General features: G+C 67.3%; 20 protein-coding genes. All 20 read left to right on the forward strand.

Annotated elements, in window-relative coordinates:
* Positions 1-1014 (forward strand): tetratricopeptide repeat protein, encoded by a 1014-nt coding sequence (locus tag OXU32_03630; protein MDE0073058.1) that lies wholly within the window; start codon positions 1-3, stop codon positions 1012-1014.
* A complete protein-coding gene (locus OXU32_03635; GenBank protein ID MDE0073059.1) occupies positions 1008-2138 on the forward strand; it encodes a DegT/DnrJ/EryC1/StrS family aminotransferase in 1131 nt (376 codons plus the stop codon). Before OXU32_03630 ends, OXU32_03635 begins: the two co-directional genes overlap by 7 nt.
* Before the next feature lie 88 nt (positions 2139-2226).
* On the forward strand, positions 2227-2982 hold the full coding sequence (gene bamD, locus OXU32_03640; GenBank protein ID MDE0073060.1) for an outer membrane protein assembly factor BamD: 756 nt from the start codon (positions 2227-2229) through the stop codon (positions 2980-2982).
* Positions 2972-3670, forward strand: a complete 699-nt coding sequence (gene nadD / locus OXU32_03645) for a nicotinate-nucleotide adenylyltransferase (protein MDE0073061.1) — start codon at positions 2972-2974, stop codon at positions 3668-3670. The genes bamD and nadD overlap by 11 nt, the downstream gene beginning before the upstream one ends.
* Complete coding sequence (secA, locus tag OXU32_03650; protein MDE0073062.1) at positions 3667-6963, forward strand: preprotein translocase subunit SecA; 3297 nt, start codon at positions 3667-3669, stop codon at positions 6961-6963. Before nadD ends, secA begins: the two co-directional genes overlap by 4 nt.
* A 14-nt stretch (positions 6964-6977) precedes the next feature.
* Positions 6978-7649 carry a DNA repair protein RadC gene (gene radC, locus OXU32_03655; GenBank protein ID MDE0073063.1) on the forward strand — a complete coding sequence of 224 codons (672 nt, stop codon included), beginning with the start codon at positions 6978-6980 and terminating at the stop codon, positions 7647-7649.
* Positions 7650-7789: 140 nt separating this feature from the next.
* Positions 7790-10000, forward strand: a complete 2211-nt coding sequence (locus tag OXU32_03660; GenBank protein ID MDE0073064.1) for a bifunctional (p)ppGpp synthetase/guanosine-3',5'-bis(diphosphate) 3'-pyrophosphohydrolase — start codon at positions 7790-7792, stop codon at positions 9998-10000.
* A gap of 4 nt (positions 10001-10004) precedes the next feature.
* The gene (uvrB, locus tag OXU32_03665) at positions 10005-12011 is read left to right on the forward strand and encodes an excinuclease ABC subunit UvrB (protein ID MDE0073065.1); all 2007 of its coding nucleotides are present in this window, start codon (positions 10005-10007) and stop codon (positions 12009-12011) included.
* A gap of 36 nt (positions 12012-12047) precedes the next feature.
* Positions 12048-12503 carry a tRNA (adenosine(37)-N6)-threonylcarbamoyltransferase complex ATPase subunit type 1 TsaE gene (gene tsaE / locus OXU32_03670; GenBank protein MDE0073066.1) on the forward strand — a complete coding sequence of 152 codons (456 nt, stop codon included), beginning with the start codon at positions 12048-12050 and terminating at the stop codon, positions 12501-12503.
* Entirely contained in the window at positions 12500-13261 is a 762-nt protein-coding gene (tsaB, locus tag OXU32_03675; protein ID MDE0073067.1) for a tRNA (adenosine(37)-N6)-threonylcarbamoyltransferase complex dimerization subunit type 1 TsaB, read from the forward strand. Before tsaE ends, tsaB begins: the two co-directional genes overlap by 4 nt.
* A gap of 129 nt (positions 13262-13390) precedes the next feature.
* Entirely contained in the window at positions 13391-14113 is a 723-nt protein-coding gene (locus tag OXU32_03680) for a MotA/TolQ/ExbB proton channel family protein (GenBank protein ID MDE0073068.1), read from the forward strand.
* Positions 14110-14547, forward strand: a complete 438-nt coding sequence (locus OXU32_03685) for a biopolymer transporter ExbD (protein MDE0073069.1) — start codon at positions 14110-14112, stop codon at positions 14545-14547. Before OXU32_03680 ends, OXU32_03685 begins: the two co-directional genes overlap by 4 nt.
* 16 nt (positions 14548-14563) lie before the next feature.
* Positions 14564-15322 carry a TonB C-terminal domain-containing protein gene (locus tag OXU32_03690; GenBank protein MDE0073070.1) on the forward strand — a complete coding sequence of 253 codons (759 nt, stop codon included), beginning with the start codon at positions 14564-14566 and terminating at the stop codon, positions 15320-15322.
* Between the two features lie 13 nt (positions 15323-15335).
* Positions 15336-16766, forward strand: a complete 1431-nt coding sequence (locus OXU32_03695) for a hypothetical protein (GenBank protein ID MDE0073071.1) — start codon at positions 15336-15338, stop codon at positions 16764-16766.
* Between the two features lie 128 nt (positions 16767-16894).
* Positions 16895-17479, forward strand: coding sequence for an OmpA family protein (locus OXU32_03700; GenBank protein MDE0073072.1), 585 nt, complete (start codon positions 16895-16897; stop codon positions 17477-17479).
* A 53-nt stretch (positions 17480-17532) separates the two neighbouring features.
* Positions 17533-18288, forward strand: a complete 756-nt coding sequence (locus tag OXU32_03705) for a tetratricopeptide repeat protein (protein MDE0073073.1) — start codon at positions 17533-17535, stop codon at positions 18286-18288.
* 97 nt (positions 18289-18385) lie between these two features.
* Positions 18386-18883, forward strand: a complete 498-nt coding sequence (gene nrdR, locus OXU32_03710) for a transcriptional regulator NrdR (GenBank protein ID MDE0073074.1) — start codon at positions 18386-18388, stop codon at positions 18881-18883.
* 110 nt (positions 18884-18993) lie between these two features.
* A complete protein-coding gene (gene tatC / locus OXU32_03715; GenBank protein MDE0073075.1) occupies positions 18994-19794 on the forward strand; it encodes a twin-arginine translocase subunit TatC in 801 nt (266 codons plus the stop codon).
* Between the two features lie 2 nt (positions 19795-19796).
* The gene (locus tag OXU32_03720; GenBank protein MDE0073076.1) at positions 19797-22751 is read left to right on the forward strand and encodes a putative LPS assembly protein LptD; all 2955 of its coding nucleotides are present in this window, start codon (positions 19797-19799) and stop codon (positions 22749-22751) included.
* A 202-nt stretch (positions 22752-22953) separates the two neighbouring features.
* Positions 22954-24078 (forward strand): hypothetical protein, encoded by a 1125-nt coding sequence (locus tag OXU32_03725; protein MDE0073077.1) that lies wholly within the window; start codon positions 22954-22956, stop codon positions 24076-24078.
* Positions 24079-24136 lie beyond the last annotated feature (58 nt).

The raw sequence follows: 24136 nt of genomic DNA on the forward strand, positions 1-24136 counted from the left end.
ATGTTCGAGCACGGAAGAGACAAGGTCGCCGGGTGGTTGCGGGGGGGCTGCCTGATCGCGGTCGCGGCAGCCGCCTGCGTGACGCGCGCCGCCGAGGACGGCGCCACCCTGCGCGGTGACCAGGCCTGGGCCCATGGCGACTACGAGGAAGCGCTCGCCGAATACCGGTTGGCCGTGCGCCGTGGAGCCGGTTCCGGGGACGCGCATCTGCGCGTGGCGCATGCCTACGCCCGCCTGGGGCGGGTGGACGAAGCCAGGCAGGCCTACCGGCGCGCCATCGAGGCCGAGCCCGGCCTGGTCGACCAGGCGGTCTCCGACCTGGTTCGCCTGGCGCGCACCGCCCAGCAGCAGGCGGATCGCTTTGCTCTGGCGTCCGCGCTCGAAGCCGCCGCGGAGCTCAATCCGGATGTCAACTTTGCCCGTCTGGCCTTCCCTCTGGCTTCGCACTATGCGGCCAACGGGGAACATGCGCGCGCGCTCGTCTTTTTCCAGCGCGCCCTCTCGGGCGACTCGGTGCCGGAGGTGCTCTACGAGACCGCCCTGGCCTACGAGGAAGTGGGGGCCTGCGAGTCCGCCCTCGCCTTCTATCGGCGGTTTGAGGAGATGGTGCCGACGCGGCAGCAGCGCGATGCCGGCTGGCACATCGGCAAGTGCTCCTACGATCTCGCGCAGGAATTCCGGAATGACGGCGACCACGAGGGAGCCCTGACCCTGATTCAGGAAACCGTGGCTCGGGGCGAACCCCGGACCCACCTCGCCCGGGCCTATTTCGAGCTGGGCGAACTGCTGGTGTCCTTCGCCCGCTGCGCCGAGGCCGTGGATGCCTTCGGAGGGGCGGCGCGGGAGGATCCGTCGGCGTCGCGGGCGCTCGCCCGCCGAGCCGAGCAATGGATCGACCAGCTGCGTTTCGGGGTGTCCGCCGGCGACGACAGCGGCCGTGGGGCGATGGAGGGGGAGGAGGGTCGGCGCAGCGGGCCTCCGGGATGGCCGGAAGATCTTGAGTGGGCGTGCTGACACGCACTCCGCTGGTCGACCTGCGGGCACAGTACGACACCATGCGGGCGGAGATCGATCGCGCGCTCACCGAGGTGGTCGAAAGCCAGAGATTCGTGCTGGGACCCGCGGTCGAGGCGTTCGAGGAAGCCGTGGCGGAGCGGGTCGGGGTGCGTCACGCCGTCGGATGCGCCAACGGCACCGACGCCATCTGGCTCGTGTTGCGCGCCCTCGGACTCGGTCGTTCCGACGAGGTGATCGTGCCCGCCTTTACCTTCTTCGGGACGGCCGGAGCGGTATGGAACGCAGGCCTCCGCCCGGTCTTCTGCGACGTGGAACCGGGGACCTTCAACCTGGATGCGGACACCGTGCGCGCGTGCTGGAGCGATCGCACCCGGGTCGTCCTTCCCGTGCATCTGTTCGGGCAGATGGCGCCCATGGCCGAATTGCTCGAGCTCGCGCGCGCTCGGGGTGCCCGGGTGGTCGAAGACGCGGCCCAGGCGCTCGGCGCCCGGCAGCGGACGCCCGGAGGCGAAATCGCCCTGGCAGGGGCTTCCGGAGCGGCGGGGACCGTCAGCTTCTTTCCCACCAAGAACCTGGGAGGATTCGGCGATGGCGGCATGGTCGTCACCGACGACGGCGCGTTGGCCCGGCGGCTTCGCCGGCTGCGCGTGCACGGAGGGATGAGCGGCGGGCGCCATGACGTGGTCGGGGTGAACAGCCGGCTGGATTCCCTGCAGGCCGCGGTGCTGCACGCGAAGCTGCCCCGGCTGACCGGCTGGACGGAGGCCCGCAGGACCAACGCCGCGGTCTACGACGAGATGCTGGCCGGGGTCTCCGGCGTCGTCCGCCCCCGGGTTCGGTCCGGGAACTTCCACACCTACCATCAATACACCATTCGGGCGCGTGAGAGGGACCGGCTTCGGAGCCACTTGCGCCAGAGAGGACTGGAGACAGGGCTTTACTATCCGCGACCGCTTCACCTGCAGCGCTGCTTCGCGGAACTCGGCTATCGCCCCGGCGATCTTCCGGTGGCCGAGGCTGCGTGCCGGGAAGTGGTCAGCCTTCCCGTGTTCCCGGAGCTGGGGAGAGAACGTGCAGCAGGGGTTGCGCGGGCGATTCGGGACTTTTACCGGGCAGGATGAGTCATTCGTTCATGGACGCGCCCGCCTTCTTTCGCGATCCTTCACCATGGGAACGGGCGTTGGTGCTTTTCAGGAGAGTTCGGTGCCGATGATGAGTGGAAGTCGCGCGTACAGAAGCGGGCGCACCTGGGTGCTGTCCGCACTGGTCGTATGCCTGGGTGCCGCCTGCTCATCCACCCCGCCCTATTTCGGATTGACCGCCTCGCAACTCCTCGAGTACTCGCAGGAGGCGTTCGATCGCGAAGACTGGGATGAAGCCGTGACGGCGCTTGAGAGGCTGGTGCAGGGAGCGCCGGGCTTCGATCAGATGGCCGAGGCCCGCATGCTGCTCGCGCAGGCCTATCTCAACAAGGGGGACTACATAACCGCCAACTCCGAATTCGTTCGCTTTTCCAGCACGTATCCGACCCACGAGCTCATGACGGACGCGGCCCTGGGGCTGTGCCGCTCGCACTCGCGCCTGTCGCCGATCCTCGACCGTGACCAGCAGTATACCGTGCAGGCACTGTCATCCTGTCAGGCGGTGACGCTCGACTACCCGGGAACCCAGGAGGCTGCAGAGGCTGATTCGATCCGCAACGTCATGGTGGAAAAGCTGGCGTGGAAGGACGTCAACCGGGGCGAGTTCTACTTCCGGCGCAGCTTGCTGGATTCCGGACTCATCTATTTCGAGCAGGCGCTCGAGGGCTATCCCGATACCACCGCGGCCCCGGCCGCCCTGCTCTTCATCTATCGCACCTACCAGCGCCTGGAGTACGAGGAAGAGGCGACCGAGGCGCGCCAGAGGCTGCTCGACCGGTATCCGGATTCACCGGAAGCGGAGGAGGTCCGTGATGTCGGATGAGCGTGCTTCCGGGGGCGTCGCGCTCTTCGGGGGAACCTTCGACCCGCCCCACATCGGGCACCTGACGGTTGCGCAGGACGCCTACGACGCTCTTCCCGTGCACCGCGTCGTGTGGATCCCGTGCGGGCATCCTCCCCACAAGCGCCCGTGGCGATTGTCGTCCCCCGAGGTTCGCCTGGAAATGACCCGAGCGGCCGTAGCCGGCGACGCACGCTTCCGGGTAAGCGACCGGGAGGTGCGCCGGAAGGGCACCTCCTATACGGTCGACACGCTGCGGGAGCTCGTGGCCGCCGGTGCCGCGACCCGCCTCTTCCTGCTGATCGGCCCCGATCAGGCGGCGGCCTTCCACAAATGGCGGGAACCCGCCGAGATCGCGCGCCTGGCGCGGGTCGTGGTCATGGTCCCCGGTGGCGGCTCCTTCGGACGGGTTCCGTCCCCTGGAGTAAAGCACGAGCAACTGCCCGTCACCCGGATCGACGTCTCGTCGAGCGAGATTCGGACGCGATTCGGCGAGGAACGCCGGCTTCGGTATCTGGTGCCCGACCCGGTCCGCGCGATCGTGAAGCGGGAAGGGCTGTACCCGTACGCGGAACGCCCTTACATCGCGGCCGGGGGAGTGGCTGCCGGCGGTACCGGTGCCGGTCGCCACCGTGCCATGACGCGCGCCACGCGCTGGACGGAACGATGATCAAGGCATTCGCCAGAAAGGTGTTCGGAGACCGGCACGCCCGGGAAGCGCGAAAACTCCAGCCCCTGGTCGACGAGATCAACGAGATCCAGGCGGGACTGGCCGGGATCTCGCGGGATGAGCTGCGCGGCAAGACGGACGAGTTCCGTGCCCGCATACACGAACGGGTGGGTCCCGTTCTCGACCAGGCGCAGGACCTTCGCGAACGCAAGAGCCGGTCTCAGGATCCGTCCGAGCGGGAGAGCCTCGGCCTCAGGATTGCCGAACTCGACAAGGATTATCTCGCCGAACTCGAAGAGGCCCTCGACGACATCCTTCCCGAGGCGTTTGCCGTCGTCAAGGAGGCGTGCCGGAGACTCGTCGGGTCCACGGTGCGGGTGACCGGGCACGACCTGGTCTGGGACATGATCCCCTACGATGTCCAGTTGATCGGGGCGATTGCGCTCCACCAGGGCAAGGCCGCCGAAATGGCCACCGGTGAAGGCAAGACCCTGGTGGCGACGATGCCGCTCTACCTGAACTCCCTCGCGGGGCGGGGAGCACACCTCGTCACCGTCAACTCCTACCTGGCCCGCCGCGACGCCCAGTGGATGGGCTACATCTATGAATCGCTGGGCCTCACCACGGATGTGATCGACGAGCACCAGCCGGGTTCGGAGGAGCGCCGGCAGGCGTACCTGGCGGACATCACCTACGGGACCAACAACGAGTTCGGGTTCGACTACCTGCGCGACAACATGGTCCACGACCTCGCGCAGCGGGTACAGCGCGGGCATCCCTTCGCGATCATCGACGAGGTGGACTCCATCCTCATCGACGAGGCTCGGACGCCGCTGATCATTTCGGGACCGGTCGGTCGCGACACCTCGACGCCGTTCAAGCAGATGGCGCCGCTGGTGGGGAGACTCTATCGGCAACAGTCGAAGATCACGGGTGAGCTGGTGGCCGGCGCGCATCGTGAACTGGAGGCTGGCAACGAGCACGGCGCCGGCGAGAGCCTGCTGGCGGTCAAGCGGGGGACGCCGAAGAACAAGCGCCTGCTCAAGCTCTTCGCCGAGGATCCGGGGATTCAGAAGCTGGTGCAGAAGGTCGAAGGCGACTACATGCGCGAAAAGCGCCTGCACGAGATCGACGAACTCCTGCTGTTCGCGATGGATGAGAAGGGGCACAACGTGCACCTCTCGGACAAGGGCCTGGACACGCTGTCACCGGGAGATCCCGATGCCTTCGTGGTGCCGGATCTCTCCGAGGCAATGGGGGAGCTCGAGCAGGACGAGATGCTCTCGGTGGACGACCGGCGGGAACGCATTCAGGCGCTCGAGGGCGAGTACGCGACCAAGAGCCAGAAGATCCACGTCATTCACCAGTTGCTGAAGGCATACGCGCTCTATCATCGCAACGAGCAGTACATCCTCGGCGAGAACGGCGCCGTGGTGATCGTGGACGAGTTCACCGGGCGGCAGATGCCGGGCCGGCGGTGGAGCGACGGGCTGCACCAGGCGGTGGAGGCGAAGGAGGGTGTGGAGGTGCGGGGCGAGACCCAGACGCTCGCCACCATCACCATCCAGAACTATTTCCGCATGTACGACAAGCTGGCGGGGATGACCGGAACCGCGGAGACGGAGGAGAACGAATTCCACCAGATCTACGGCCTGGACGTGATGGTGATCCCCACCAACCGGCCTGTGATCCGGGACGACCGCGACGACCTCATCTTCCGCACCGTACGCGAGAAGTACAACGCGCTCATGGACGAGATCGGGCATTTCAACCGGCTGGAGCTGCCCGTGCTGGTCGGCACCACCAACGTGGATGTCTCGGAAACGCTTTCCCGCATGCTCAAGCGGCGTGGCATCCGCCATAACGTGCTCAATGCCAAGCAGCACCTCCGCGAGGCGGAGATCGTGGCCGAGGCGGGGCGCCCGGGGGCGGTGACCATCGCCACCAACATGGCCGGCCGCGGCACCGACATCAAACTGGGCGAGGGGGTGAAGGACGCGCGCACCGCAGGCTGGGCGCGCGCCCGCGGGCTCGACCTGGACGAACTCTATCCGGTCGATCCACGCCGGGTCACCGTGGACCTGGAGAGGAAGCCGGACGACTTCGTCATCGAGATCGGCGGCCTTCACATTCTCGGATCGGCGCGGCACGACTCGCGCCGCATCGACCGCCAGCTCAGGGGGCGCGCCGGACGCCAGGGCGACCCGGGAACCTCGCAGTTCTTCCTCTCCCTCGAAGACGACCTGATGCGTCTGTTCATGTCGGACCGCGTGGCGGGGGCCATGGAGAAGCTCGGCGCCGAGGAAGGCGAGGTGATCGCGCATCCCCTGGTTACGCGCTCGATCGGAAGGGCCCAGGTGCGCGTGGAGGGGAACAACTTCGAGGCGCGCAAGCGGCTTCTCGACTACGACGATGTCATGAACCAGCAGCGCGAGGTCATCTACGACCTGCGCCTGTTCGCACTGGAGGGGGGAGAGGATCTCAAGGGCGAGATCTGGGAGATGATCGAGTACGCCCTCGGGAGCACGCTGGACGAGTATGTGCCCGCCTCCAGCCCCGAGGAGGAATGGGACCTGGCCGGACTCAAGCGCCGCCTGCTGCTCGAATTCCTGGTGCTCGTGAACGATTTGCCCGATGGGGACGAGCCGGTCCCGGAACTGGACCACGAGGATCTGGCGACACTTGTCAACGAGGCCGGAAGGGACGCTTTCCAGCGCAAGCTGGAGGGATTCGGCGAGACCGCGGAACGCGTCACCTCCTATATCCTGCTGTCGGTGATCGACCAGAAATGGAAGGATCACCTGTACGACCTCGACCACCTCAAGGCGTCCATCTCGTACCGCAGCTGGGGGCAGAAGGACCCCCTGGTCGAATACAAGAAAGAGGCCTACGACATGTTCGTGGACCTCATGCACGATCTGCGCAAGACGCTGGCGTCGCTCATCCTGCGGGCGCAGGTCGAGCAGCAGCCGATGATGCGGCGGCGCCCGATGGGAGGCCAGCGCCTCACCTATACGGGTCCGCAGGAGACATCGGCCGCCACCACCCGCGCACGGTCGGCTGCTCCGGTCTCCCGCCGGGCGGACGTGCCGGGGCGAGTCGATGCGACCGGCATCGCCCGGAGCGCGCGCGCCGCTGCCGGTCCCGCAACCGACGTGTCCACCCTGGCAACCAACCGCGGGGAGGCGCGCAAGTCCCGGCCGGTCACCGTCGAGGCCCGCCCGGGACGCAACGCGCCCTGTCCCTGCGGCTCGGGAAAGAAATACAAGAAGTGCCACGGGCGCGCCGCCTGACACCCCCCCGCCCGATGCGCGAATGGCCGCGCGGAGACCGCCCGCGCGAACGCCTGCGGGAGGTGGGCGTGCACGGGCTGGCGACCCGCGAGCTGCTTTCGCTCGTGGTGGGCAGCGGAAGCAGGGGCGCGAGCGCGATGGACGTGGCGGATGCCCTGCTGCGGCGCTGCGAGGGATCGCTGGCGCGCATGGGATCGGCCCCCGCCGGGCTCCTGGAGGGCGTTGCGGGCGTCGGAGAGGCGACCGCCGCCAGGGTGCTGGCGGCGCTGGAACTGGGTCGCCGGGGCGTGAGGGAGCGCCTTTCCACCCGCGACCCCATCCGCGGCCCCGGCGACATCTATGCGCGCATGGCCCCCCGGCTGCGCGATCTGCGCCACGAGGAGTTTCACGCCCTTCTGCTCAACAGCCAGCACGGCGTGCTGCGCGAGGTGCTGATCACGCGCGGAATCCTGGACGCCTCCCTCATCCATCCGCGCGAGGTGTTGCGGGAGGCGATCGTGGAAAGCGCGGCAGCGGTGATTCTGGTGCACAACCACCCATCCGGAAACCCGTCACCCTCCGCCGAGGACCGCGAGGTCACCCGGCAGCTGTCGGCGGCCGGCCGCACGGTCGGGATCCCGGTGCTCGACCACGTGATCATCGCGGGCGAAGCGTTTCGCTCGCTGGCCCAGGACGGCCTGATGTAGCGGACCGCTCGTCGGAAACTGCCCGCAGCACCCCGCGTGCGCCCGGTCCCTGCGGATAACCCGGCTGGCGATTATGTTCACTGGTCGAGCGCAGCTCGAACGAGTCCGCACACCGCTGTCTCACCTGCAGAGTCCCGATAATGGCGACTTCGACTGCCACGATTGCCAGGAACGCGGTTCAGAAACTGCCCGCGCATCTTGCTCCGGCCATCGAGGCGTACGCCGACCGCCTGGACGTCAGCCAGATCGAGAGGGCCTACCGGGTCGCAGCGGAAGCACACGCGGGCCAGCGGCGCGCTTCCGGCGCACGCTATGTCACCCACGCCGTCGGTGTCGCCACCATCCTGGCGGAACTGCGCCTGGATACCGCTTCCATTGCCGCGGGCCTGATCCACGATGTCGTGGAGGACACCGCCGTCGACCTGACCGATGTGGAAGCCCAGTTCGGCGCCGAGGTGGCGGGGATCGTGGACGGCGTCACGAAGATCGGGCGCGTGCGCTTCCGGTCGAATGCGGAACGGCAGGTCGAGAACTACCGCAAGCTGCTCGTGTCGATGGTGCAGGATGCCCGCGTGATCCTCATCAAGCTCGCCGACCGGCTCCACAACATGCGCACGCTCGAGCACCTGAGGCCGCCCAAGCAGAGGCGAATCGCGCTGGAGACGCGCAACATCTATGCCCCCATCGCCCATCGCCTCGGGCTGGCGGCCATCAAGTGGGAGCTGGAGGACCTGGCTTTCAAGTTTCTCGAACCCGGCGAATACAACCAGCTGAAGAAGAAGATTCAGCAGCGCCGCCGGGAACGGGAGCGGCAGATCATGGAGATGAAGCGTCCGCTGGTCGACATGCTGACCGAAGCGGGAATCCCCTTCGTCGACGTGACCGGCAGGCCGAAGCATCTGTGGTCGATCCACAAGAAGATCCGCGCCAACGACCTTCCCTTCGAGGAGATACAGGATCTGCTCGCACTGCGCGTGATTACGGACTCGGTGCAGCACTGCTACGCGTCGCTCGGGGTGATCCACAACCGCTGGACTCCGGTGCAGGAGCGCTTCCGCGACTATATCGCGACGCCGAAGTCCAACATGTACCAATCCCTGCACACGACCGTGTTCGGTCCGCGCGGCCGCCGCTACGAGATCCAGATCCGCACCGAGGCGATGCACCTGACGGCGGAGCAGGGGATCGCCGCGCACTGGCGCTACAAGGAAGGCGGGGGCGCCAGGAAAGACGAGGTCGGAGAAGCTCTCTCCTGGTTCCGCCAGGTGCTCGAATGGCAGAAGGATACCAGCGAGCCGGAGGAATTCATGGAATTCCTCCGCATGGACCTCTTTCAGGGAGAGATCTTCGTCTTTACCCCCAAGGGCGAAGTCAAGCAGCTTCCCGTCGGCGCGACTCCGATCGATTTCGCGTATTCCGTCCACAGCGAAATCGGATCGCACTGCGCGGGCGCGCGGGTGAACGGCCGCATCGCCCCGCTCTCGCGCAAGCTCAAGAACGGCGACACGGTCGAGATCATCAAGAACGCCAAGCAGCGTCCAAACCGCGACTGGCTCGCGTTCGTCAAGACGTCGCGGGCGCGCGGGCAGATCCGCCGCTGGATCCGCAAGGAGGAATTCGCCTCCGCCCTTCAGCTGGGTGGGGATTTCCTGAAGCAGGAGCTTCGCAAGCGACGCCTTCCCAAGCCGGGCGACGACGCGAAGATCCATGCGGCCGCGCAGCTGGGCTATCCCGACTTCGACCAGTTGCAGGCGGCGCTGGGGCGGGGAGACGTGGGTCCGGCTGCCGCCCTCAGGGCCCTCTTCCCGGACCAGGAGACCACTCCCGGCTCCCAGCGCCCTTCCACGTTGCGGCGCATCGCCGCGAGGATACGTCCTTCCAGCAAAGGCGTGCGCATCCAGGGCGTGGACAACCTGATGGTGCGCTACTCCCAGTGCTGCCAGCCGGTGCCGGGCGACGACGTCATCGGCTACATCACGGTCGGGCGCGGCATCTCGATTCACCGGACCGACTGCGCCAACGTGCTCTATCTGTCCCAGGATCCGGAGCGCAGGGTCGAAATCCGATGGACGGCGGAGAAGGGAGATACCCGGATGGTGAAGATTCAGGCGCGGGCCGTGGATCGCCGGGGGCTCCTGTCGGATATCGCCAAGGCCATCGCCAACACCGGAACCAACATCCAGAATGCGGACGTTCGATCGGACAGGGCGGGCATGAGCGGCGAGTTCGTGGTGGAGGTGGAGGACCTGGCTCACCTGGAAAAGGTGCTCAAGGCCGTGAACCAGGTGAAGGGCGTGCTCACGGTCGAACGGCGCGAGAGCAAGGGCGAGACGGGAAGGATCGAGGCCTGAGTTCGTGCCCCGGTTCGAGATCCACTCCTCCTTCGAGCCCGCGGGAGACCAGCCCTCCGCGATCGAGGAGCTTTCGGCCGGCCTGGAGGATGGCAGCCGCTTCCAGACCCTGCTGGGGGCGACCGGCACCGGGAAGACGCTCTCGATGGCGCACGTCATCCAGCGCCACGGTCGTCCCACGCTGGTGATGTCCCACAACAAGACCCTTGCGGCTCAGCTCTACGGGGAACTCAAGGCGCTTTTCCCCGTCAATGCGGTCGAGTATTTCGTCTCCTACTACGACTATTATCAGCCGGAGGCCTATGTCCCGGCCACCGACACCTATATCGAGAAGGACGCGAGCATCAACGAGGACATCGACCGGCTGCGTCTCCGCTCCACCTCCTCGCTGTTCGAGCGGGACGACGTAATCGTGGTGGCGTCGGTTTCGTGCATCTACGGCCTGGGCAACCCCGCCGACTATCGCTCCCTCATGCTGGAGGCGCGGGTGGGGGAGCTCGTGCCGCGTGACGAGTTGCTGCGGGGGCTGGTCGACATTCAGTACCACCGCAACGACTTCGCCTTCGAGCGCGGCACCTTCAGGGTACGGGGCGACACCGTCGAGATTCTGCCCGCCTATGAGGAGCAGGGGATCCGCATCGAACTGTGGGGCGACGAAATCGAGCGCATCACGCGGTTCGAGCCCCTCACCGGAGAGGCGATCGTTTCCCTGAACCGCACCGCCATCTACCCCGCCAGCCACTATGTCACGCACCGCCGCACCTTGGAGGAGGCGGTGCCCCTGATCCGCGACGAACTGGCCGATCAACTGCACCGCTTTCGCGGGGCGGGCAAGCTGCTGGAGGCGCAGCGGCTCGAGTCGCGCACCAACTTCGACATTGAGATGATGCTGGAGGTGGGAACCTGCCCGGGCATCGAGAACTACTCGCGCTTCATCAGCCGCCGCGAGGCCGGAGAACGGCCATCCTGCCTTCTGGACTACTTCCCGGAGCGCTTTCTCACCATCGTGGACGAATCGCACGTGTCCCTTCCGCAGATCCGCGGGATGTTCAACGGCGACAAGGCGCGCAAGGATACCCTGGTCGAGTTCGGCTTTCGGCTGCCCAGCGCGCTGGACAACCGGCCGCTCCGGTACGAGGAGTGGGAGTCCGTTCTGGATCAGGCGGTTTTCGTCTCGGCCACCCCTGGCGACATGGAGCTGGGGCTGTCGCGGGGCGTCGTGGTGGAACAGATCATCCGCCCCACGGGGCTGGTCGACCCGGAGGTGGAGGTGCGTCCCGTGCGCGGCCAGGTCGACGATCTGCTCGCCGAAATCCACGAACGGGCGGCCCGCGGCGAGCGCATCCTGGTCACCACCCTCACCAAGCGCATGGCTGAGGACCTCTCGGAGTACCTGCAGTCGCTGGGGGTGCGCGTCCGCTACATGCACTCGGAGATCAACACCATCGACCGGGTGGACATCCTGCGCGCCCTGCGGCTCGGCGGAATCGACGTGCTGGTGGGCATCAACCTGCTGCGCGAGGGTCTCGATCTGCCGGAGGTGTCTCTGGTCGCCATTCTGGACGCCGACAAGGAGGGCTTCCTGCGCGATGCCCGTTCGCTGATCCAGACCATCGGCCGGGCCGCCCGCAACGTTCGCGGCACGGCGATTCTCTATGCCGACACCATCACCGAATCGATGGCGAGGTGCCTCGACGAGACCAATCGGCGACGCGAGATTCAGCTCGCCTACAACAGGGAACATCGGATCACTCCGGAAACCATCGTGAAGAGCGTAGAGGAGATCGAGTTCAGCACCCGTGTGGCGGATGCGCGCGAGAAGCCGGTCGCCCTGGTGGCGGAAGCACAGCCGGGCTATTCGGACGAAGTCAACCGCGAAGAGTACGTGAAGATTCTGGAAGAGGAGATGAACCGGGCGTCGGGCGCACTCGAGTTCGAGCGGGCCGCGATGCTGCGGGACCAGCTTTTCGAGCTGCGGGTGTCGCTCGAGGGCGAAGGCGCGAAAAGGTAGGCCGGGATGCCCCCGGACACGGCGGAGACCGCGTCGGTGAAGACGCGGAGGGTGCTGAGCGAGGAAGAGCTGGCGAGGTGGGGCGAGCGCATCGGGTCTTCGGTCAGGCCTCCGGTGTTTCTGATGCTGCGCGGACCGGTGGGTGCGGGGAAGTCGGTGCTGGCGAGGGCGGTGGCGCGAGGGGCCGGGGTGCGCGGGGCCGTGCCGTCGCCGACCTTCAATCTGGTCTTCCGTTATCCGGGCGTGAGGGGAAAAACCATCGTACACATGGATCTGTATCGTCTGAACGACGAATCCGAACTGGCGGAACTGGGCTGGTTCGAGCTTGGCGACAGAGGTGAAATCGTGATCGTCGAATGGCCGGAGAGAGCGCGGGCCCTCCTTCCGCCGGACCGCTGGGAGATATCCCTGACCGCGCCGGCTCCCGGCGCAACCGTGCGCGCGGTCGAGGTCTCCTGCAGCGGAAACCCGCCCGGGTTGCCGGATCGATGAACGGACGCAGCCGCACCATTCTCGCCTTCGACACGTCGTCGCGGCTGGGGTCCGTGATCGTGACCGCGAACGGCAACGTGCTCGCGCGTGCCTTCCTGCGCAGCCCGCGCCGGCACGCCGCCCGCCTTTTGCCCGCCATTCGCGGCGTGCTCGTGGCTTCGGGCGCCCAACTGGGCGATCTGGCGGGTATCGTGGTGGGGAGTGGCCCGGGGTCCTTTACCGGCGTACGGGTGGCGGCGGCGACTGCAAAGGGGCTGACGGAGGGATGCGGGGTGCCGATATGGACCTACTCCAGCCTGGCCGCCGCCGCGGCTTCGGAAGGCGTTTGGCTGCCCGCCGGCTGGTCCGGACCGGCCGGGTGGCGCAAGGGGCACGAGGACCGGGCGGTGGAGCCTCCCGAACCCGGCACTCCCTGCTACGTCCTCTTCGACGCGCGCGCGGACCGGGTGTACGCAGGCTGTTTCCGGGTGGGACCCGCCTCCGTCGATGTCCTGGTCCCCCCGTCCGCCACGCGCCTGGGCGAAGTACTGTCCTCGGCCATTCCGGAAGGGGCGATCTTCGCGGGCGACGGCGCATTTCGCCACGCCGCGGCGATCGGGCGGCGCGGCTGGCGTGTCGTCCCGCCCCCGGCCGGATTGCCCACCGCCGAGGGGCTCGCCCGCCTCTTCACGCTCATGCCCGGGCCGCCCGTGGACAACGCGCGAGCGTGGGAGCCGGAGTACCTGCGTCCCTGGAGGGCCGGGGCTGCCGGTCCGTGATCGCCGCGCCCCAGACGCCAGGATCCCGCGGAGCGGGCGGGGGTAGTGTGTCCCGGATCTCGCCATCGCACGGGCCGCCGTCCATGCCCGGCCCCCGTCACCCTGAAGAGCCGGAGGACTGAACCCCAAATGACCGCGGTCGGGATCCTGGCGCTCCAGAGCCGTCCCTCGGCAACCTTGCTGGAAATGGTCGTCGGGGCGAGCGCCCCTACCCTGGTGGTGCTGGCCGTGCTCGGCGTGTTTTCCCTGGCGAGCTGGTACGTGATCGGCTGGAAGTACCTCCAGTTTCGCAAGGTTCGGACCCAGGGAAACCAGTTCCTGGACGCGGTGTCCAATGCGCGGGGGCTCGAAGAGGCCTATACCGCGATTCTGGCCCTCCCGGAGTCCCCCTACGGCCGCCTCTTTCGACACGGGGTCAACTTCTTCAGCGAGTTGCGGCCGGGGGCGCTGCGCGGAGGCGTGTCCGCAAGGGAAGGATTGACCCAGGTTGAGCTGGAGACGCTTCGGATGGTATTGCAGAAGGAGGAATCCGACGAGCGCGACGACCTCGCCCAGGGCCTTACCTGGCTCGCGGTCATCGGCTCCATCTCGCCCCTGCTCGGGCTGATGGGAACCGTGATCGGCATCATGAACACCTTCCGGGGAATCACCGCGAGCGGCTCGGCGAACATTGCCGCCGTGGCCCCGGGGGTGGCGGAGGCGCTGGTGACCACCGTGACCGGCCTCTTCGTCGCCATCCCGGCGGTCATCGCCTACAACTACTACGTTTCGCGGTTGAACCTGGTCGCGGGTGAGCTCGAGGGGTTCTCGAGCGAGTTCATCGGCACGCTCGCGCGGGAAGGGCACGTTTGAGCCACGAAGGCCGGTCGCGGGGACGCCGCGGGGATCTGCCGCTGCGCGCGGAGATCAACGTGACCTCGCTCGTGGACGTCGCCTTCACGTTGCTGGTGATCTTCATCATCACCGCCCCCATCCTCCAGGGGGGCATCGAGGTGGGCGTGCCGCGAGCCGATGTCGCTGCGCTGACCGCGGACGAAGAGCCCCTGATCGTCGCGGTTCGCGCCAACGGGGAGATCGTGCTCTCCGAGACGGTCGTGCCCTACGAGGACCTCGAGGGCGTGCTATCCCAGGCGGTTAGCGCGCGCAACGTGGGGCAGATCTACATTCGGGGCGACTCCCTTGCGTACCATGGCGACATGGTGCGGGTCTTCGCGAAGGTCCAGGACCTGGCGCGGCAGGAGGGAATCCGCTTCGCGATCGTTGCCGAGCCCGACGCGAGCCGATAGAAGGGGGGGAGTGGCGGTGGGCCGAAGCGCGCGACGGCGAAGGGACCGGCCGGGCAGGTCTCCGGTCTTCTTCTCGGTCGGCCTGCACGGGTTCTTCCTGATGCTGGTCGTGGCGACCAACATCCAGCCCGAACCGGTGCAGCTGGTGACCATCGAGCTTGAACTGGTCGCCATGCCCGCTCCCGCTGCCGAGGTCGAACCCGCGCCGGCTCCGGAGGAGGAGGAACTGACGGTCGACACCCCCGAGCCCGAAGCCCTTCCCGAGGAGGAGCCGGTAGCCGAACTGGAGGACGAAGCGGAGCCCGAGCCCGTTCCTCTCCCGGATGCCCCGGAGCCCGTCCCGGAGGAACGGCCGGTGGAGGAGGAACCCGAGCCGGCGCCGCTGGACGAACCCAGCACGGGCACCGACGATCTCGATGTCCGCATGAGGGGCGTGGAACGGGATTTCCCACAGTATTACGCCAACATGCAGCGGCAGATGCGGCGGTGCTTCCGTCCGCCGGGGATGGCCGATCTTACCGCTTCGGTGGACTTCGTGCTCGACCGGGAGGGCAAGGTGATCGACACGACGGTGCGCATCTCCGAGACATCGAGAAGCGTCGTCTTCGATCTGGCCGTGCGGGAGGCCGTCGAATGCGCCGGAGGTGGACGCTTCGGTCCGCTGCCGCCGGAGATGGGGCTCGAAAACGCACCCTTCCGGTTCACTTTCAGCCCGGCGCGGCGCCGGCCGCCGACGGAGTCCACGGTCCGTCACGGGCCGGGTCCGGCCGCGTAGGGAGGAGCGTCACATGAGGAAAGGCGTCCGGATCGCGAACCAGGTCCGACAGGTCAGCCGCGGCGGCCCCGGGCGGGCCCTGGGCGGAGCCACAGCCCTCCTGCTGGTCCTGCTGTCGGCCACCGCCGGCCGGGCGGCTGCCCAGGTCGACACCATCCCGGGTGCGGTTCGCCACCTGGGGGTGGTCTACGAGAGCTATGTGCCCACCCTGGCGATCAGCCCCTTCACGGGCCGCTTCGGCGGCCTGACGGTCGCGCCCAGGGTCGAGGCCGTGATCGCGCGCGACCTGCGCTACAGCGACCGGTTCGAGATGATGGATTCGATTCCGCTGGCCCCCGGTGGCGGAGGCGTGGATTACGGCCTGTGGGACCAGTTTGGCGCCGATTGGCTGGTGACCGGACAGGTCGAGGGGCTTGGCAACCGCTTCGTGCTCGTCCTGGAACTGCACGACGTCGTCTTCTCGGAGGTGAAGGAGCGGGCCCGCTTCTCACTTCCGCGCCCCGACGCGGAGGACTTCCGCATGGCCATCCACGCGATCTCCGACGATGTCGTCCGATGGATTACCGGGGAGCCCGGGATGGCCGCCACCCGGATCTGCTTTTCCATGGAATCGGCTGCCGGTTCCCAGGAGCTGTACGTGGTCGACTCGGACGGCGAGAACCTGCGGCGGCTCACCAACTTCAACTCCCTCACCATGTCCTGTTCGTGGTCCCCGGACGGCTCGCGCCTGGCGTTCCTGTCCTTCGCAAGCGGGGATCCGGCCATCCATGAAATGGAAATCGCCACCAGGCAGACGCGCGTCCTCGACTTCAACCGCGCCGGCCAGCCGATGACCCCGGTGTACCATCCGAACGGGGAGGAGATCATCTTCTCGCTGGCGGATGGCGCCGAGAGCGGTCTCTTCTCCTGGCGCGTCCGCGAGGACTGCTGCCTCTGGCGCCTCACCGCAGGGCGCTGGAACGACCTTTCGCCTTCGTTCTCGCCGGACGGGAGACGCCTGGCCTTCAACTCCAACCGGCTGGGCGTGGCCATCCCGCAGATCTACGTGATGCCGGCGGAATCCGGCGGTCGGCCGGACCTGGTATCTCCCTACCTCTACGGACAGGGCGGCTACTATACCTCGCCGGACTGGGCGCCCTCCGGCGACCGGGTCGCGTTCCACGGCCGCTACCGCCGCGGCAGCTACCACATCCTCATCGCGGATGTGGCCGCACAGGGACAACGGTTGCTGCAGCTCACCTACGAGGGCAACAACGAGGATCCCAGCTGGGCGCCCGATGGCCGCCATCTGGTGTTCGTGGGAGAGCGGGACTGGGGATTCGGGCTCTTCGTCGTAGACACCGTGAGCGGCAGAATTCGCCCCGTGCTCTCGGGGGTGAGGCCGCGCGTGCCGGACTGGTCGCCCAGTCTGGCTTCCACCGAGGCCCCGACCAGGGAGAACTGAGCCGGCGATCCCCATGCACCTTGCAGCACCACAAGATGTTGCGCTTGGGCGTCCGATTTCTTACGTATATGGCTGATTCGTGCGCACGCCTGATACCGGACACCGACACCCATATTCGAGGAGTAGCGATGTTGCACCGCGGTCTCATTATTTCCGTCGTCGCGGCCGGACTGTTCGTCGCCTCGTGCGGACAGGAGGAACTGCCCCCTCCCCCTCCGCCCCCCGCTGAGGAAGGTCCGAACCAGGATTCCATCGACGCGGCCCGCAGAGCGGCGGAAGAAGCGGCCCGCAGGGCGGCTGAAGAGGAAGCACGTCGTGCTGCCGCGCTCGAGGCTGCCCGCGAGGCGCTGACGGCGATGGTTTTCTTCGACTTCGACATGGCGGAGATTCGCGGCGACGCCGAGGGCGTGCTCCAGCGCAAGGTCCGTGTACTGCGCGCGAGCCCGGCGGTACGGCTCCGCATCGAGGGACACGCGGACGAGCGCGGATCCTCGGAGTACAACCTGGCGCTGGGCAGCCGGCGCGCGGAAGCCGTGCGCCAGTTCTTCGTCAACGCCGGGCTCGCCGAGTCTCGCTTCGACGTGCGTTCCTACGGCGAGGAACAGCCCCGCGAGATGGGCAGCAACGAGCAGTCCTGGGCCCAGAACCGGCGCGACGAGTTCGTGATCACGGCTGGAGGCAATCAGATCCAGGTTCCGGGCGGCGGCCAGTAGCCGCCCCATCCGGGATCGACCGGGCCGGGTAAGTGCGTCCGTACAGGAACGCCGTGCCGCGACAGGTCCTCCTCCCGATCGCCCTGATCGGGGCGCTGGCCGGCGCGGGGTGCGCCACCAAGGGAGACATCCGCGTTCTTCAGGAGGAGGTCAGCTCGGTCGCCACGCGCCAGGCGAGGGAGTTGGCCGACTTCGAGGCGCTGGTTCGCGCCAGCCAGGACACCCTCTCCGGCCAGACCGGTCTCTACCTGGAGTTGCGCCGCGAGGTACTGCAGCGGCTGGATGACCTCCACCAGCAGATTCTGATCCTCCTTGAGGTCGAGGGCCAGAGCCAGCGTGCCCTGGCCTCCCTGCGCGACCAGGTGGAAATGATGCAGCGGGCGCCGGTCGTCGTTGCGGACTCGGGCGACGTCGGGCTTCCGATGGAGGAGATCGAGGGGCCCGAAGCCCTTTTCGAGGCGGCGCTGCGGATGTACGACCGGGGCTCGAACGTCACCGCGCGCCGCAGTTTCGACCTGTTCCTCGCCACCTACCCGAATCACGAACTCGCCGGGGACGCGACCTTCTTCCTTTCCGACCTCGACCTGCAGGAGGAACGCCTCGAGGACGCAATCGAAGGGTTCATGCGCGTGCCCATGATGTACCCGGACTCCCCGCGGGTTCCGGAGGCGCTCTATCGTGCCGCGCTTCTCCACGACGAACTCGGAAACACCGACGAGGCGCGCAATCTGCTTGAACGGGTGATCGGCGGGTTCCCCGACTCCGACGTCGCGGAGCTCGCGGAGCAGAAACTTCAGGAAATCCCCTAGGCCGGGTCCGGGAAGGGGGCGGTCACCGGGCGGCCGCGCTCAGGCTGTCGGGTCAACCGGCGCTGCCCGCCGGCGATGTCCCTGCGGGAGGTGCGGGATGCGGTGTCCTCACTGTGGCTGCCCCGACAATCACGTCGTTGATACGCGCTCGACCGGGCAGGGGCAGGCTGTGCGCCGCCGCCGCGAGTGCAAGGAGTGCCGGGGCCGCTTCACCACCTACGAGTACATCCAGGAGCGGCCCCTCCGGGTGCTGAAGAGCCGCGGCGACACCGAGGACTTCGAACGCGCGAAACTCGTGCGCAGCATTCAGGTGGCGTGCGCCAAGCGCCCCGTCTCCCCGTCCACGATCGACGCCATTGCCGGCAACATCCAGTACACGCTCACCGTGGAGGGGGGTGGCGAGGTCCGGAGTTCGCGCATCGGCGAGATGGTGATGGAAGCGCTCAAGCCGCTGGACCGGGTTGCCTACGTCCGCTTCGCGTCCGTGTACAGGAACTTCCAGGATATCCAAGAGTTCCAAGAGATGATCGCGGACCTGAACCTCCGGCGGGAACGCAGCCTTCGCGCCAGGGACCAGGTCGAGCTTCCGATCTGACGCGCGAGCGGAGCGTCGGCGGAAGCTTTGCGGGTGGCGTTATTCCCCCGCCGCCGAGGCATTATCTTTCGCGATCATCGGTCGGGCCGTAACCCGCGGAGTCGCATCGGATGCCCAGCAAAACCCCGAACCCAGCCGGAGAGATGCCTTTTCTCGACCACCTCGAAGAGCTTCGCTGGCGCATCCTGTGGAGCCTGCTGGCGCTGGCGATCGGGGCGGTGGCGGGGTTCCTGCTGGTGCACTACGGGGACATGCTCCAGGTGCTTTTCAGTCCCTACCGGGCGCTGTTCGGCGAGGATCAGACGCTCATCAACCTGAAGCCCACCGACGCGTTCTTCATCACGCTCAAGTACGGGATCCTGATCGGGTTCCTTCTGGTGTTCCCCATCATCGTCTATCACGTCTGGTCGTTTCTGGCGCCGGCGCTCAAGAAGTCCGAGAAGCGGGTCATCGTGCCCTCGCTCTACATGGGACTGGTTCTGTTCCTTCTCGGCGTGCTGATGGCGTACTACATCGCGCTGCCGATCACCCTGGAGTTCCTCGTCGGGTTCCAGACGGAAATCATGAGCCCGCAGTGGACCGCCCAGGACTACTTCGGATTCACGATTCAGCTGCTCGTGGCGTTCGGCATCATCTTCGAATTGCCGGTGGTCGTCATGATCCTGAGCGTACTGGGCCTTGTGACGCCGAAGTTCCTGCGCACCAAGCGCAGGCACGCAATCCTGCTCATCACGATCGTCGCGGCGCTCATCTCCCCGGGTGACGTCATCATGGTGACGCTGCTCATGATGGTGCCGCTGATCATCCTGTACGAGTTCTCGATCATGCTTTCGGTAATGATCTACCGGAAGCGCGAGGAGCGCGTCGCCGCCGCGGCCGATCCGCCGCCGGACTCCGTTCAGGCGGGATAGGCATGGCCCCGGACCCGCGCCGCCGACGGGCGCGCCTCCCGACCGCCCTGCTCCTGCCGCTGGTCGTGGCGGGTCTGCCCATCCCGGCCCACGGCCAGCAGACCCAGGACTCGATTCCCCCACCGGGGCCGCCCGACACGACCGTTGTCGTTGACTCCGCCCGGGTACAGGTCCTCGAGGTGCTCCAACGTCTGGCCGCCCCGCCGCTGCCGGACTCGCTCCGGGAGCTGCCCGACTCGACGGTACGGGCTCCCCGGCCGGTGGCCCCGGGTCCGGACTCCGTGCTCAACGCCCTGCTCTCGCTGCCGGGATACCAGGCCAGCCAGTACGAGGGCGCCGGGCTCGAGTTCGGGTCGAGCGGCGAGGTGATCCTCTACGGCAACCCGGACGCGCGCGCGCGGTTCTTCCGGGAAGGCGCCGAGCGCATGCAGCTGGAGGCCGATTCGTCCATCACCATGGACGACTCCACGAACCTGATCTGGACCGAGGGGGCCTCGGTGTTCACGGGGCGCGAGGGCGAACCCCTCAACAGCACCTCGATGATCTACAGCCTCGACAGCCAGCGCGGCACCGCCTACAGCGCGCGCACCCGGTTCGCCGAAGGCGGCAGTCCCTGGAACGTGTTCGGCGACCTGCCCTCGGTGACGCCCGAGATCGTCCACGGGGCACACGTCGGTTTCACCTCCTGCGACCTGGAGCATCCGCACTACCACTTCGACACCAGCGAGATCAAGATCGTGGCGGGCAACATGCTGGTGGCGAGGTCGGTGAAGCTCTACTTCGCCGATGTCCCCGTCTTCTGGTTCCCCTTCATGTTCCAGAGCATCGAGCGCGGACGTGCCAGCGGCATCCTGACGCCGCGTTTCAGCGTGAACGACATCGTGCGCAGCTCGGCGGGCTACAGTCGCCGCGTCTCCAATCTGGGCTTCTACTGGGCCATCAACGACTACGCGGACGCGTCGGTGGCGATGGACTGGTGGGCCGACAACTACGTGGGCGTGACCGGGACCCTGAACTACAACTGGCTGCGCCAGTTTCTGCGTGGCAACGTCAACTTCCGCAACTTCTGGCGGGAGGACGGGAGCACGACGCTCGCCTTCAGCACCTCGCACAACTGGGAGCTCGACGAGCGCACCCGCTTCGAGATCCGGTCGAGCTACGCCTCCTCCACCGACTTCGTGCGCCAGAATTCCTTCGACCCGCGCGAGGTCACGCAGTCTATCGATTCGCAGGGCGGGATCAACCGGCGCTTCGACTGGGGCAACGTTTCGATGAGCGCCAACCGGCGCCAGTTCCTCTCCGACGACCGGGTGTCGCTCACGCTGCCGTCGACCAACCTCTCGCTATCGCCGATCACCTTCTTCTCCGCTCCGTCGTCGCGGGCCAGCTGGTACAACAACATCATCTGGACCGGAAGCGGGAACTACACGCGCAGCATCGAGGACCGGCTGGATCAGCCGCCGGGCGAGTTCAAGGAGAGCTTGGCCGACAAGGAGAACACGCGCGGAGGCCTGTCGTCCAGCCTGAGCCTGGGTGCGCTCTCCCTGTCGCACAGCCTGAGCTTCAACGAGGCCGTGACCAGGGACGGGCTGGAGGTCTTCGCGCCCGCCGCCGGCCTGGCGGCGGCGGACCGGCTCGAGGCCTGGTTCGGCAGCGTGGTCGCGCCCGCGGCCGACAGCGCGTCCCCGGAGCGCGTGGACCTGAGCAGCACCGACCTCACCTGGTCCCAGACGCTCAGCTACCAGCAGCGCCTCATCGGGACGACGACCTTCACGCCCAATCTGTCCATGTCGGGGCGGGCGCTGCAGACGAACAAGATCCCGGAGGCGGGGTCGCTGGTGTCGGCGCCCACCCGCATCTCGTTCGGCGCCGGGCTCAAGACCGACCTCTACGGGCTCTGGCCGGGCGTGGGGGGCTTCTCCGCCATCCGCCACAAGCTCTCGCCCGGCTTCGACTATTCTTATGCTCCCGCGGTGACGCAGACGGAGGTTCAGAACGCCGTCTTCGGCCGGGGGGAATTCCGCGCCAAGAACGAGATGCGGATCCGGCTGAACCAGACCTTCGAGGCGAAGCGCGAAACCGGGGAATCCGAGGAGGAGGAAGAAGAAGCTCCTCCCGATCCGAGCGGCGAACCCCGGCGGAGGGAGCGGGCGGAAATAGTTCAGCTGCTGGCCCTGCAGACCAGCGCCGTCAACTATGACTTCGTGCGCGCCGACTCTCTTGGCCAGTTCACGGACGGCTTCACGACCACCACGCTCTCCAACAGCATCAGCTCGGACTTTCTGCGCGGCCTGCAGATCTCCATGGAGCACCTGCTGTTCGACGAGAGCGGCCAGGCAGGGGAGGGAAGGCAGTTTGCTCCCCATCTCTCCGGACTCGATCTCTCGTTCTCGCTGAACGCGGCTTCCCCTCCGCTGCGCTGGATCGGAGGGCTGATCGGGCTGGGGGGCGACGGAGAGGCGGATCCGGAGCCGGAACCGGAAGAGGACGAGCTGCTCGAAGAGGAGGACCCCTTCTCGGCGGCCAGCGGCCTCGACGAGAGCCAGATCGTGCCGGGTTTCGGCGATACCTCGCGCGATTTCGGCAGGCAGAGCGCTCAGGGTCGTCCCCGCGGCGGTGGGGGCGGATGGGACGCGAGCGTCTCCTATTCGCTACAGCGCCCGCGCCAGGCTGACCTGGCCCGGCAGATGGTTCAGCTCAACGTCAGGTTCGAGCCCACCGAGCTGTGGCGCGCGAGCTGGCGTACTTCCTACGACGTGGAGCTGGGGTCCTTCAACGACCACATGATCACGTTCACCCGGCAATTGCATCGCTGGGAAGCCAACTTCGATTTCAGGCGCACGGTCACCGGCAACTGGGCGTTCCGCTTCGAGGTGGCCCTGAGCGACAATCGCGATCTGAAGTTCGACTACCAGCAGTACGACCGCTCCGATCCCCTCGAGAGGCAGTTCCGCTAGCAGTCCGTGGACGAATCGGCCCGGGCACCGCGAGCGGTGAAGCGCCGGGCCGGCGGGGCGCTCCCGAGACCGGCGTTTGGCACACCTCGTGCAGACCAATGGGCGCTGATTGGGCAGGAGACGCCTGCGATGCGCTCCGGGATGCCACGAGGAGGTTCCGATGTTCGGTGACGGGTATGCGTTTGGACGATGTGCTCGCAGCTTGAAGGCGCTCCTTCTGCTGGGCACCCTGACGGCCTGCGACGAGGATGGAGTGCTGCTCACTCTGGAAGATCCGCCCGCCGCGCCGCGCGCGCTGGATGCCCACTATTTCGCGGGGGTGGTCACCGTCACATGGACCCTCGCGCCCGGCTGGAGCGGTGAGACCTTCCGCGTCTACTCCCGGCGCATCACCGACCGGGACTACTTTCTCATCGCCGAGGTGAGCAGCTGCGCGGAGGGAGCCTGCGAATACCGGGACGCCAACGTGGCGGCGGGGGCGACCTACGAGTACTACGTGGCCGCGGTCGGGGCATCGGGGCTGGAAACACCTTCCAGCCACCTGGTGGAGGTGGCCGTGCCGATGCCGGATCCGCCCGCCGTGCCGGTTACGGTCCTGGCGACGGCGCTGGACGGATCCGTCTTCCTCACCTGGAGCGACGACGCGCGCGCCGCCGAGGATTTTTCCCACTACAGGGTATACCTCGAGGACGGCGACGTCTTCCTCCTGGGCGAGACGGACTCCGAGGGATTCCTCGACCTGCGGGCGAGCAACGGCGAGACCTACAACTATTTCGTTTCCGCCCTCGACGATCAGGGACACGAGAGCGGGGGCAGCTCGATGGCGAGCGCGACCCCGCGTCCCGATTACCACGGCGAGCTGATCTACTCCTACCTCGACGCGCCGTCGTCTTCGGGTTTTCGGTTCCCGCTGAATGAACAGGACGGACCCATCGTCCACGGCGACGCGCCCGACCGCCACTTCCGGTTCGAACAGGACCAGGCCGGGTGGTGGCTGGTCCCCGGGCCGGGCGCCGAGATCCACAACCGGGTCTTTTCGACCAGCCAGCTCAAGTGCGGACCCGGGAGCGACGCGGGATGCATCGACGTGACCGTCGCGCCCGCGCGGGACTACACCACCCAGGCGGTGGAGGCGCTGCCCGCGACCACCTACGTGCTTCGCTATTCGGGAGCCGGCGGCAACCACTACGCGGCGGTGCGGATCACCAGCCAGGGCTACCTGGACGATGGCGCGGTGATGGTCTTCGACTGGGCCCATCAGCTTCAGCCCGGCAATGTGGGGCTGGAGCGCCGGGGGCCCGCAGCGCTCGTTCGCTACGGGACTTGACACCGAACCCGGATCTTTTCCGGCAATCGGGGACGGTGCGTCCTCTGACCGGTTCGGG

Source organism: Gammaproteobacteria bacterium (genome assembly GCA_028819075.1).
Lineage (GTDB): Bacteria > Gemmatimonadota > Gemmatimonadetes > Longimicrobiales > Gaopeijiaceae > BD2-11.

What these genes read in the sequence shown, in the direction of transcription:
- OXU32_03630 (MDE0073058.1), top strand. Translation starts at nt 1, where the DNA reads ATGTTCGAGCACGGAAGAGACAAGGTCGCCGGGTGGTTGCGGGGGGGC.
- bamD (MDE0073060.1), top strand. Translation starts at nt 2,227, where the DNA reads ATGATGAGTGGAAGTCGCGCGTACAGAAGCGGGCGCACCTGGGTGCTG.
- nadD (MDE0073061.1), top strand. Translation starts at nt 2,972, where the DNA reads ATGTCGGATGAGCGTGCTTCCGGGGGCGTCGCGCTCTTCGGGGGAACC.
- secA (MDE0073062.1), top strand. Translation starts at nt 3,667, where the DNA reads ATGATCAAGGCATTCGCCAGAAAGGTGTTCGGAGACCGGCACGCCCGG.
- radC (MDE0073063.1), top strand. Translation starts at nt 6,978, where the DNA reads ATGCGCGAATGGCCGCGCGGAGACCGCCCGCGCGAACGCCTGCGGGAG.
- OXU32_03660 (MDE0073064.1), top strand. Translation starts at nt 7,790, where the DNA reads ATGGCGACTTCGACTGCCACGATTGCCAGGAACGCGGTTCAGAAACTG.
- tsaB (MDE0073067.1), top strand. Translation starts at nt 12,500, where the DNA reads ATGAACGGACGCAGCCGCACCATTCTCGCCTTCGACACGTCGTCGCGG.
- OXU32_03680 (MDE0073068.1), top strand. Translation starts at nt 13,391, where the DNA reads ATGACCGCGGTCGGGATCCTGGCGCTCCAGAGCCGTCCCTCGGCAACC.
- OXU32_03695 (MDE0073071.1), top strand. Translation starts at nt 15,336, where the DNA reads ATGAGGAAAGGCGTCCGGATCGCGAACCAGGTCCGACAGGTCAGCCGC.
- OXU32_03700 (MDE0073072.1), top strand. Translation starts at nt 16,895, where the DNA reads ATGTTGCACCGCGGTCTCATTATTTCCGTCGTCGCGGCCGGACTGTTC.
- nrdR (MDE0073074.1), top strand. Translation starts at nt 18,386, where the DNA reads ATGCGGTGTCCTCACTGTGGCTGCCCCGACAATCACGTCGTTGATACG.
- tatC (MDE0073075.1), top strand. Translation starts at nt 18,994, where the DNA reads ATGCCCAGCAAAACCCCGAACCCAGCCGGAGAGATGCCTTTTCTCGAC.
- OXU32_03720 (MDE0073076.1), top strand. Translation starts at nt 19,797, where the DNA reads ATGGCCCCGGACCCGCGCCGCCGACGGGCGCGCCTCCCGACCGCCCTG.